General features: G+C 33.0%; 12 protein-coding genes and 1 other annotated feature. All 12 genes read right to left on the bottom strand.

Annotated elements, in window-relative coordinates; translation table 11 throughout:
* Positions 1–84 precede the first annotated feature (84 nt).
* The 12 genes from EAI80_RS09875 to EAI80_RS09820 all read right to left on the bottom strand — a co-directional run bounded on the left by EAI80_RS09875 (position 85) and on the right by EAI80_RS09820 (position 10,888).
* Complete coding sequence (locus EAI80_RS09875) at positions 85–903, bottom strand: metal ABC transporter permease (RefSeq protein ID WP_192924045.1); 819 nt, start codon at positions 901–903, stop codon at positions 85–87.
* A complete protein-coding gene (locus EAI80_RS09870) occupies positions 903–1,553 on the bottom strand; it encodes a metal ABC transporter ATP-binding protein (RefSeq protein WP_129981883.1) in 651 nt (216 codons plus the stop codon). The genes EAI80_RS09875 and EAI80_RS09870 overlap by 1 nt, the downstream gene beginning before the upstream one ends.
* Positions 1,550–2,485, bottom strand: a complete 936-nt coding sequence (locus tag EAI80_RS09865; RefSeq protein ID WP_129981882.1) for a metal ABC transporter substrate-binding protein — start codon at positions 2,483–2,485, stop codon at positions 1,550–1,552. The genes EAI80_RS09870 and EAI80_RS09865 overlap by 4 nt, the downstream gene beginning before the upstream one ends.
* Positions 2,478–2,888: a transcriptional repressor gene (locus tag EAI80_RS09860; RefSeq protein ID WP_238634558.1), complete on the bottom strand. Its 411-nt coding sequence runs from the start codon at positions 2,886–2,888 to the stop codon at positions 2,478–2,480. Before EAI80_RS09860 ends, EAI80_RS09865 begins: the two co-directional genes overlap by 8 nt.
* Before the next feature lie 103 nt (positions 2,889–2,991).
* Positions 2,992–4,110, bottom strand: coding sequence for an aminotransferase class I/II-fold pyridoxal phosphate-dependent enzyme (locus tag EAI80_RS09855; protein ID WP_129981880.1), 1,119 nt, complete (start codon positions 4,108–4,110; stop codon positions 2,992–2,994).
* Between the two features lie 22 nt (positions 4,111–4,132).
* Positions 4,133–4,858, bottom strand: coding sequence for an amino acid ABC transporter ATP-binding protein (locus tag EAI80_RS09850; RefSeq protein WP_117458609.1), 726 nt, complete (start codon positions 4,856–4,858; stop codon positions 4,133–4,135).
* A gap of 7 nt (positions 4,859–4,865) precedes the next feature.
* Positions 4,866–5,555: an amino acid ABC transporter permease gene (locus tag EAI80_RS09845; protein ID WP_187012406.1), complete on the bottom strand. Its 690-nt coding sequence runs from the start codon at positions 5,553–5,555 to the stop codon at positions 4,866–4,868.
* A 64-nt stretch (positions 5,556–5,619) separates the two neighbouring features.
* Positions 5,620–6,363 (bottom strand): transporter substrate-binding domain-containing protein, encoded by a 744-nt coding sequence (locus EAI80_RS09840; RefSeq protein ID WP_129981879.1) that lies wholly within the window; start codon positions 6,361–6,363, stop codon positions 5,620–5,622.
* A 53-nt stretch (positions 6,364–6,416) separates the two neighbouring features.
* Positions 6,417–6,620: a binding site (T-box leader), on the bottom strand.
* A 126-nt stretch (positions 6,621–6,746) separates the two neighbouring features.
* Positions 6,747–6,989, bottom strand: a complete 243-nt coding sequence (locus EAI80_RS09835) for a hypothetical protein (RefSeq protein ID WP_129981878.1) — start codon at positions 6,987–6,989, stop codon at positions 6,747–6,749.
* A gap of 42 nt (positions 6,990–7,031) precedes the next feature.
* Positions 7,032–8,927: a molecular chaperone HtpG gene (gene htpG, locus EAI80_RS09830; protein ID WP_129981877.1), complete on the bottom strand. Its 1,896-nt coding sequence runs from the start codon at positions 8,925–8,927 to the stop codon at positions 7,032–7,034.
* Positions 8,928–9,044: 117 nt separating this feature from the next.
* A complete protein-coding gene (locus EAI80_RS09825) occupies positions 9,045–9,449 on the bottom strand; it encodes a hypothetical protein (protein WP_129981876.1) in 405 nt (134 codons plus the stop codon).
* Complete coding sequence (locus tag EAI80_RS09820; RefSeq protein WP_129981875.1) at positions 9,446–10,888, bottom strand: DNA methylase; 1,443 nt, start codon at positions 10,886–10,888, stop codon at positions 9,446–9,448. Before EAI80_RS09820 ends, EAI80_RS09825 begins: the two co-directional genes overlap by 4 nt.
* Positions 10,889–10,994 lie beyond the last annotated feature (106 nt).

Genomic DNA, 10,994 nt, shown 5'->3' with positions numbered 1-10,994 from the left:
ATTATGCTGCAAAACAAAAGCACCGTTGTGGTGCTAATGTTTGATTATTTTTGAGACATTATCAATTTCGGTTGACAGACTTAATTATGATTTTGTAGTGACATAATGAATAAGCTGTGTAATGCATAAAACAACTAAATTCACAATTACAATAGACGCTCCAGTTGGGGCTGCATAGAGGTATGAAATAGATAATCCTACAATAAAACAAATAGAAGAAAGGATGGCAGAAGAAATTACTACATGCTTGAAATCCTTGCAGAAATACATGGATGTAAGACATGGGAAAATTGTTAAACTTGAAATAAGAAGTGCCCCCATCATACGCATACCTAATACTATTGTAAGTGAACAAAGTATTGCGATAATGATGTTGTAGAATTCTACGTTAATACCAGTACTTTTCGCAAAATCTTCATCAAACGTCAATGCAAACATCTTATGATAAGAGAAAATATAAAGAATAAGTACAATAAGGGATAAAACAACACTTATAATCATATCTTGATTATTAAGCGAAAGGATACTACCAAATAAGTAGTTATTGATATCTGTATTCACACCTTTTGTAAGTGATATAGCCATAATACCAATCGCAAGTGAACTAGATGATAAAACCGCAATAGCACCATCACCATGAATATGATGATTGTTGTTAAGTTTTAGTATCATTACAGCCGCAATCACTGCTACTGGTACAGCTAAATAAAGTGGTGCCACTCCTAATACTGTCGCAATCGCAAAACTTCCAAAAGAGACATGGGATAAACCATCACTGATCATCGCATTCTTTCTTAAGACAAGATTTACGCCTAACATTGCAGCACATAATGAAATAAGTAAGCCAACAATAAAAGCACGAATAATAAATGTATAGTTAAACATATGGAGTAATGTATTCATTATTTAACTTCCTCCATTCTATAGTTATTTTTATCTAAATGAAGAATCTTATTACCAATCACTTCATGAGACGCTAAATCATGAGTAATCATGATAATTGTTAAACCTTTTTGATGAAGTTCTTTTAAAACAGTATAGAATTCTTCTTTAGAATCATAGTCTAAGTTATTAGAAGGTTCATCAAGTACTAAACATTCTCTTGTTGCACATAGTGCTCTTGCAAGTAAGACCTTCTGTCTTTGCCCTCCAGATAGTTCCCCAAAGGAATTGTTTTTAAGGTTTTCTATATGAAGTGTCTTTAAACATTCTACTGCAAGTTTCTTTTCTTTTGAATTAAAGAAAGGACGATACCCTACTCTATTTAATGCGCCTGATAAGACTATTTCATATACTGAAGCAGGAAAATGACGATCCACCTTTGTTTCTTGAGGCATATAACCTATTTCTCTTTCATTTATATAATATGTAATCTGCCCTTCCATTGGCTTAATAAGTCCTAACAATCCTTTAATCAGGGTACTTTTACCTGCACCATTTTGTCCTAGTACAGTAATAAAATCACCTTGATTTATATCAAAAGAAAGATCATTGATTACTTCTTGATTATCATAACCTAGATGCAAATGATCTACTTTTATAAATGTCTTCATTGAAGTGCCTCCTTTACTGCCTTTGCGTTTTTACGCATGATTGAAACATATGTTTCACCATTATCAAAATCCTCTGCACTCACATTATGCATACTTTGAATAGTACGTACTTTTGCACCTGTTTCTTCAGAAATAGTACGAGCAATCTGTCCATTGGATAATTCAATCTTAAAGATAACAGGATTGTGATCCTTCTTGACCTTATCAATTAAATAAGAAATAGTAGATGCACTTGGTTCAGTCTGTTCAGAACATCCTGGAAATGCAGCACTATATGTAAGACCATATTCTTTCGCAAAATAAAGCAAAGGGAAACGATCTCCTACAACTATATCTTTTCTATTTGCCTGCTTGACTATTTGCTTAAAACTAGAATCAACAGATGCAATCTGTTTAATATAGTTTTCTGTATTCTCATTAAACTTTGATGCATGTTTTTGATCGAGTGCACACATTCTCTTATTTAAGCCAGAAACAATTTCCATTGCATTTTTAGGACTTGTCCAGACATGTTCATCATATTCTTCTTCATGTTCATCATGTTCTTCATGTTTTTCTTCTTCCATCCCTTCAACGTGTTCTTCATGCTGAAGATGAGACACAAGATCCAACATTTTAACTATTCTTTTAGAGTCCATATCAGCTAGCAAGCTATCCACCCATTCATCTGATTCTCCACCTACATAAAAGAATAAATCGCTCTCTTTAATCGCAACCATATCTTGTGGTGAGGGTTCATAAGAATGAGAATCCATACCAGGTTTTATAAGCATCTTTATAGACATATCTTGATCATTTTTAGTAATTGCACGAACAAAATCATAACAAGGAAAGTTAGTGACAACGATATTAAATGGCTTCTTTCTAGTTTCTGTTGTACAACCTGTCATTAATAATAAAGAGAGAATAAACAAACTTATCTTTTTAAGCATGGATAGCCTCCCTGCACTCTTTACATAAGCCCACAATTGTAGAATCCTTACAATCAATTTCAAAACCATGGTCCTCTAATAAATGTGTACGAATGATATCCATGAAATCACATTCTAAATGCGCAATCTTACCACATCTCTTGCATAATAAGTGAAGATGGTGATTGCACTTTTCTTCTCTTGCATATTGGTAATACACACTATCTTCTTCTGAAAGTGTATGTTTTTGTATAAGTCCCTGCTGTGATAGTTTATCTAGATTACGATAAACTGTGACTAGATTCACACTTAATCCCTGATCAACTAACGCCTGATAAATATCTTTAGCACATAAACGATGATCTTCATTATTCTTCATATATTCAATAATACATTCTTTGTATTTTGTACGATATTGTTTCATAGAATACCTCCTATGCAAATGACTTGCAAATTGTATTATAATGATTCTTATTCCTATGTCAATGAATATGCAAATGATTTGCATATAATAAAAAAGAAGCAGTTTATTCTGCTTCTGTAATATGCGAATGAATCCAGGAAGAGAATGTTTCTAAGCCTTCCTTGATTATTTTTGAATCTGAAGTAAAACCAAAACGCAAATGGTATTCCTTATTAAATGCCATACCTGGCACAAAGAATACACCAGTGTCATTTTGTAATTTCTCACATAATTCTTTTGAGGGCATATCAAATAAATAATGTAAGAAACATACAGTACCATCTTCTGGTATGACACATTCTACTAAGTCTTCTTTTTCAAGCCATTCTTTTAATATTTTCTTATTTTCAAGAATGATATGTCTACTTCTATCAAGTATTAAATCTTTATGTTGTAATACAACTGTGGCCAAATAATCATTCCATGGACCAGTAGAGATGATTGTATAATCTCTTCTAAAATTGATTTCATCAATAAGTTGTTTAGGTCCTTTGATCCATCCCAGTCTAAGTCCTGCAAAGGAATAGACTTTAGATAAAGAGGCTGTCGCAATACCTAATTCATACATATCAGAAATACTATCACATAGAGTATTATTCATACCACGATAGATTTCATCGACAAGAATATAAATAGAATGACTTCTAGCAAGTTCAATCAATTCTTCCATTAAAGATTGTTTAATAACAGTACCAGTCGGATTATTAGGACTATTTAATATAAACATCTTTGTTTCAGGTTTAATAAGCTTCTTAAAATCATCTATGACAGGTTCCCAGTTATTGTCTTCATTAAGTTCTACTAGATCATACTCGCATCCAATTGATTCCGGATAAGAATAGAACTGTTCATAGGAAGGTGTTAATGCAATGACATGGTCTCCTTTATTTAATAAAGTATCCATCACATGTTCATTAGCATTTATTGCCCCATGAGCGACTGCAATATTATCTCTTGTACCTGTCTTATATAAAGAAAGAATAGCATCTTTTAAACAATCAGAGCCTGTAATTGGTCCATAATCCATACGCATATGCATAAGATCACTCATAAGATCTTTATGAATCAATGACTCTAATTCATGAATAGACATATCAGATACACATGTATCAGCTAAATTGTATTGACAATTTTGTTCATGGTTCGTCATCCATGTTTCTACATCAAATTCCTTTAAATACACGTCTTCTTTCTCCTTTTAATAACTAATGCATAACTTTAGATAAGAAATCTTTCGCTCTATCACTTTCTGGATGAGAGAAGAAAGTTTCTGAATCATTTTCTTCTACAATCTTTCCGTTTTCTAAGAAAATCACACGATCTGCAACAGTTCTAGCAAATCCCATTTCATGAGTCACAACCATCATTGTCATACCCTGTTTTGCAAGATCCTGCATTACTTCTAATACTTCAATAACCATTTCTGGGTCTAATGCACTTGTAGGTTCATCAAATAGCATGACTTCTGGATTTAAACAAAGAGATCTTGCAATTGCGACTCTCTGTTTCTGACCACCAGATAACTTATTAGGATAAGTATCCTTCTTATCTTCAAGACCTACTTTCTGTAAGTACTTGATAGCCACTGCATTGGCTTCTTCTTCTGTCATACCCATGACCTTAAGAGGTGCAAGTGTTAAGTTTTCTAATACAGTCATATTAGGGAATAAGTTAAAGTGCTGGAATACAAATCCCATTTTACTTCTTAACTTGTTATATTCAGGTGTACCTTCCTTTAAAAGTGCACCATCAATATAAATAGAACCTGCTTCAGGCTTTTCTAAGTGATCAATACATCTAAGTACTGTACTTTTACCACTACCTGAAGGGCCGATAAGGCAGACAATTTCACCCTTCTTTAAAGTAAGAGATACATCATCTACAGCCTTTAATTTACCAAATTTTTTTGTAATGTGATCCACCTGGATCATGATATCGTTAGTCACTGACAGCTAATCTCCCTTCTACATATCTTGCGATGGCTGAAATACAAAGTGTCATTACTAAATAAATAGCACCTGTTGCAGTTAAAGGTACAAGATAGTTAAATGTATTGGCACCAATAACACTTGCAGTGGCAAGTAGTTCTACTGCACCAATTGTGAAAATAAGTGATGAGTCTTTAATTAATGTAATAAATTCACTAATGAGAGGTGGAATGATACGTTTAAATGCCTGTGGTAAAATAACATAACGCATAGTCTGAACATAGTTTAAACCAATTGTTTCGCATGCTTCCCATTGACCTTTATCAACACCTAAAATACCAGATCTAATTAATTCTACCTGATAAGCACCACTATTTAAGCTCATAGCAATTAAGCCACATACATATGGATCAGCCTGAAATCTTTGTCCTGTAATAGACTGAACAACAGTAGGTACTGCCAAGTATAAGAACATGATCTGTAATAGCATTGGTGTGCCACGGAAGATTTCTACATAAATATTTCCAATTGCTCTTAATACAAAATGTTTTGAAAGTTTTAAAGCCGCACCAATAATTCCAAGAATAACACCGAAGAATAAAGCCCCTATTGCAAGTAATAGAGAGTACTTTGCACCAGTGAAAATCATGAATTGAATATTAGACGGCGTAAGAATATCCATAATTGTTTTCATTCGCATTGACTCCTTAATAATAAAAAATTAAGTGCAGACAGAACATATCTGCACTTATGTGATTAATAAATTAGCAACCCCATTTAGTTTTTAATTCGTTGTATTTATCAGATTTAACAAATTCATCGACTGCTTTGTTAACGTCTTTCATTAACTTGTCGTTACCCTTTTTAGTGATGATCATGTTTTCTTCTTTGATTAATGGTTCATCAATCATCTTTAAACCAGCATTCTTAGCATAGTTTTCAGCAACAGCACCATCAAGAACAACAGCATCTAATCCACCTGATTTTAAAGTTTCTACTAAGATCTTAGCATCTTTTACTGTAGTAACTTGAGCACCTTTAATATCTTTTGCAGCATCTACACCAGTAGCACCTAACTGAGCACCAATCTTTTTACCTTCAAGATCAGAAGCTTTGGAGAAAGTAGAATCACCTTTTACTAAAGCAATCTGTTCAGAAGTGTTATATGCATGAGACCAAAGAATGTTTTTCCAATCTTTATGATAAGTGAAACCAGAAATACCTAAATCAACCTGATCTGAAGTGATTGAAGATGAAATAGCATCAAAGCTTAAAGCTTTAAACTTATAAGAATAGTTACCACCATTCTTGTTCATGATTTTAACTAATTCCTTAGTCATATCAATATCGAATCCAACCATTTCTTTCTTGTTGTTGTAAGATTCATATGGTGGATAGTCTGGAGATACCCCAATTAATAATTCAGTTTTACCGTTAGATGATGATCCACAACCAGTCATTCCAACAGCAAGTAACATAACTAATACTACGCTTAATAATTTTTTCATAAATATGCCCTTCCTTTTTTTATTTTAAGAAAACAAAAACGCCTCTTGCTTTCGCAAGAGACGTCAATTAACGCGGTACCACTCTTCTTGATTTATTCCTAAATCCTCTCTTATCCTTAAGGCGGAATACCGATAATCCTATGTATTCAGATTATCCTCTCAAAAGTGCGGTTCATCTAACTTTCCATACTGACCTCTCACCTACGCCAGCTCGCTTAGATTTCTAGTTAAACTACTCTCTTTGTCATTGAGTTTTCTTATGTATGTGTCTTATTATAGTCAGACGATTTTAATTGTCAACAATAAAAATGATATTTTTCATAATTTTATATAAAAACAACATTTTCTATATATATTTATGTTAATCGCAAACTTTAAATGATTTATTTCAGAAATGAATGTATTTTATGAAAAACTTTATACATAAAATCAATTGGTTTTTCATATTGAGATAAGATAGCCTGGATGTTTTCTAAGTCTTCATCCTTCTCTTTTAATGCTTCAATCCATTTTAATGATGCATCGTGGAACTGATCAATCATTGTATAAGCATAAATCAATTTATAAGAAAAATATATTAACAATCCGCTCGCACATAAACAAAGAGCAGATAAGAATAATTTCATAAAAATCCCTCTTTTCTGCTCTCATTATATCAAATTGAATTGTTATTTAGAAGCCTCAATCATAAGCTTTGTGATCTTATTAGAGAATTCTACAGGATCATCAATTGAGAATCCAGCAATTAATAGTGCCTGATCAAATAGGATAGACGCATATTCATCAATCTTTACAGGTTCTTTTTCATATACAGACTGTAATGATTTAAATAAATCATGATCTGGGTTAATTTCAAGAATTCTTCCTGCTTTCACACCCTGTGCATCTGGCATCTGGTTTAGTACCTTTTCCATTTCAAATGATACACCATCACCACTGGCAAGACATACTGGATGAGATTTTAAACGATGAGATAACTTAACATCCTGTACCTTATCACCTAAAGCCTTCTTAACGATTTCAAGTAATGGCTTATTGTCTTCAGTCTTCTGTTCAAGTTCTTTCTTTTCATCTTCTGTTTCTAAGTCTAAATCACCCTGAGTGACATTCTTGAATGTCTTAGAATCATAATCTCTCATCATCTGTAAGCAGAATTCATCTACATTATCAGTCATATATAAAACATCATAGCCTTTAGATTTAACAGATTCTACCTGTGGTAATAAATCACATTTTTCTACTGTTTCACCAGAAGCAAAATAGATTTCCTTCTGATCTTCAGGCATAGCTTCAACATATTCCTTTAATGTTATAAGTTCTTTCTTATCAGAAGAATAGAACATAAGTAGGTCCTGAAGCTTATCCTTCAACATACCATAGCTGTTATAAATACCAAACTTCAACTGCATACCAAAGTTTTTAAAGAATGTAACATATTCATCACGATCATCCTTCAACATATTTTCAAGTTCAGTCTGGATACGTTTTTCAATCTTATTAGCCATGACTTTCATCTTTCTGTCATGCTGTAACATTTCACGAGAGATGTTTAAGTTTAAATCCTGTGAATCAACTAAACCTTTCACAAATCTGAAGTGTTCTGGCACTAAATCTTCAGCATGATCCATGATAAAGACACCACGTGAATAAAGCTGTAAGCCTTTCTTATAGTCCTGTGAATAGTAATTCATAGGTGTTTTAGAAGGAATAAATAATAGTGAAGTATAAGAGACAGCACCTTCTACAGTATTATGCATCACTCTTTGAGGGGCTTCAAAATCATTAAATTTAGCCTTATAGAATTCATCATATTCCTCTTTAGTAATATCTTTCTTCTGACGTTTCCATAAAGGAACCTGTGAGTTTAAAGTCTTGTTTTCTACAACATCTTCATATTCATCGCTGTCTTCTTTCTTTCTAGAAGTAGTGACATCCATCTTGATTGGGTAATGAACATAGTCTGAATATTTCTTAACAAGTCTTTCGATTTCATACTGATCAAGATATTTGCTGTAATCTTCTTCCTCAGTATCTTTCTTTAAATGAAGTACAATAGTTGTACCATGTGTTGCTTTTTCAGCTTCTTCAACAGTATAACCATCACTTGTATCACTCTTCCATAAGTAACCCTTATCTTCTCCATATTTCTTAGAATAAACATCTACTTCATCAGCCACCATGAAGGCACTATAGAAACCTACACCGAACTGACCAATGATATCTACATCACTGACACCTTTTTCTAAGGCATTCTTGAATTCAAAAGAGCCAGAATTTGCGATAGTACCTAAATGTTCTTCTAGTTCTTCTTTATTCATACCAATCCCTTCATCTGCAATTGTAAGGGTTCTGTTTTCCTTATCAGCAATTAAGTTGATAGCCATATCCTCTCTTGAGAAACCAGAAATATTTTCTTGTAATGCTTTATAATAAAGCTTATCACTTGCATCACTGGCATTCGAAATCAATTCTCTTAAGAAGATTTCCTTATGAGTATAAATAGAATTAATCATTAAATCGAGGAGTCTTTTAGACTCTGCTTTAAATTCTTTCTTATCTGACATTTTTTTACGCTCCTTTAGCACTCTAGTATTTTAAATGCTAAAGACAGTATACACACCTTTATTAGCATTGTCAATATTTGAGTGCTAAACAATTAAAAAGACCCAAATGAATCAGTCTTAATCCTTTAGTATACTTATATGATAAATATCATCGATGAGAATGGTTGTTTTATCTAGTAGTATCACTCTTTTATTGATTTCATCAATATCTTTAAACTGACCTCTTACTGTTGCATAAGACCCACCCTCTTTATACTCGTCTTCCACAAAATAATCTATCATGATAGAAAGATGTTCTTTTTTATTAATAAGTAGATTGTTAAGTACTCTATTTAATACTTGTCTTTGATCTTCATCTAATATACTTTTTTGAGTAGTAAGTCTTCCTGCTTCACTTATTTTATCTACATGTGTCTTAAGAGCTGCAAAGGGTGCAAACTGAGCCGCTCTATTATTCATGGACATTCTTGGATGATTTATAGAAGTAGGATGTTTCATATTGATTATATCGTCATAATTCATGCATTATGCCCTCCTATCATCTTATTTCTTTCTCTAGTTGTGGCCCCTTCCTGAAGATCAGTGCCTTTAAGTAAGGCATTCTTACCATATTTCTTCTTAATATCAAGTGTGACACTCTGCAATTTCTTTTCTTTAGATAAATCCACTTCTATCTTTTCTTCATCAAATAAAGAAAGCTGTTTATAAGTTACAGGAATATCATCATCACTTCTTACCTGTGTTGCATTGAGCTGAATTCTTCTTATTGTAAGTGCATGATTAATATGTAAGTGATAGAAACGTAATAAGGCATCGCACATGAGCTTATAAGAAGATGTATATCTATCTAGATTAATTGTTCCATGGAGATGCTTTGGAAGCTTTCTTCCATAACGATCTTCCATGATTTCTCCACGATAATCCTTCATATTCTCAATATCATAGCCAATTGTAAGGACAAGCTTATTAGTCACCAGATGTTTTTCAAAGAGATCCATGCTTAAGGATTCTATCATTTCTTTTAAAATAATTTCAGTTTTCTTATAATCATAAGCACATGATAATACCTGCCCTGTTCCAATACTTTTAGAAGGTGCTTTATAGGCTTTAATGGCTGCCATGGTACAAGGTTCCCAGCCCCAGGCATGATCAATAAGCAGTTCTGCATTGACTCCAAATAGATTGTATAGTTTTTCTTCATCTTCTAATGAGCATCTTGCGATATCTCCCATTGTATATAAACCGATATTATTCAGTTTAGTAGAAATACCCTTACCTACTCTCCAGAAGTCATTCAAAGGCGTATGAGACCATAAAAGCTTTCTATAGGCATAAGTATTTAAATAAGCAATGCGTGCTCCTTTTTCATCTGGTTCTTTATGTTTGGCAACTATATCCATCGCGACTTTTGCAAGATAGAGATTAGTTCCTATCCCTGCAGTCACAGTAATACCTACCTCTTTATATATATCATAAATAATATTTTGAACAAGATGAAAAGCATCTAACTCATAAGTATCTAAATAATGCGTGGCATCAATAAAGACTTCATCAATAGAATAGACATGAATATCATCAGGAGAGAAATACTTTAAGTAGATTGAGTAAATACGTGTCGAATATTCAAGATAGAGGGACATACGCGGTTTTGCGATAATATAATCTATAGCTTTATGTTTATTCTTATTAAGATTTGATGCAAGAAAAGAACTTCCCTCAAGTGGTTCTCTTTGATGATTGAGTTCTTTTAGTTTAGAAATGACTTCAAATAATCTTGCACGTCCAGGAAGACCATAGGCTTTTAAACTTGGAGAGACGGCAAGGCATATTGTTTTTTCTGTACGTGAGGCATCTGCAACAACAAGATTGGTGTCTAGTGGATCGAGTCCTCTTTCTAGACATTCTACAGATGCATAAAATGATTTGATATCTATTGCAAGATATGTGGGAACATGTGCCATACTATCACCTCCTTGAGATATGTATTATAATAGGGTAGACAGGAAATAATATCAATACTGAGATTAATTATTATTTCTGTGCCTCCCGTTGCACCGTACGTACGGG

This window comes from Catenibacterium sp. co_0103, from assembly GCF_004168205.1.
GTDB classification, from domain to species: Bacteria; Bacillota_I; Bacilli_A; order Erysipelotrichales; family Coprobacillaceae; genus Catenibacterium; species Catenibacterium mitsuoka_A.
The sequence above is the reverse complement of the archived record's forward strand: the minus strand, read 5'-3'. Positions and strand labels throughout refer to the sequence as shown.

Excerpts from the sequence above, each read along its gene's own strand:
- EAI80_RS09835 (WP_129981878.1), bottom strand. The coding sequence starts at position 6,989 with ATGAAATTATTCTTATCTGCTCTTTGTTTATGTGCGAGCGGATTGTTA.
- EAI80_RS09840 (WP_129981879.1), bottom strand. The coding sequence starts at position 6,363 with ATGAAAAAATTATTAAGCGTAGTATTAGTTATGTTACTTGCTGTTGGA.
- EAI80_RS09875 (WP_192924045.1), bottom strand. The coding sequence starts at position 903 with ATGAATACATTACTCCATATGTTTAACTATACATTTATTATTCGTGCT.
- EAI80_RS09850 (WP_117458609.1), bottom strand. The coding sequence starts at position 4,858 with ATGATCCAGGTGGATCACATTACAAAAAAATTTGGTAAATTAAAGGCT.
- EAI80_RS09860 (WP_238634558.1), bottom strand. The coding sequence starts at position 2,888 with ATGAAACAATATCGTACAAAATACAAAGAATGTATTATTGAATATATG.
- EAI80_RS09870 (WP_129981883.1), bottom strand. The coding sequence starts at position 1,553 with ATGAAGACATTTATAAAAGTAGATCATTTGCATCTAGGTTATGATAAT.
- EAI80_RS09825 (WP_129981876.1), bottom strand. The coding sequence starts at position 9,449 with ATGAATTATGACGATATAATCAATATGAAACATCCTACTTCTATAAAT.
- EAI80_RS09820 (WP_129981875.1), bottom strand. The coding sequence starts at position 10,888 with ATGGCACATGTTCCCACATATCTTGCAATAGATATCAAATCATTTTAT.
- htpG (WP_129981877.1), bottom strand. The coding sequence starts at position 8,927 with ATGTCAGATAAGAAAGAATTTAAAGCAGAGTCTAAAAGACTCCTCGAT.
- EAI80_RS09865 (WP_129981882.1), bottom strand. The coding sequence starts at position 2,485 with ATGCTTAAAAAGATAAGTTTGTTTATTCTCTCTTTATTATTAATGACA.
- EAI80_RS09845 (WP_187012406.1), bottom strand. The coding sequence starts at position 5,555 with ATGCGAATGAAAACAATTATGGATATTCTTACGCCGTCTAATATTCAA.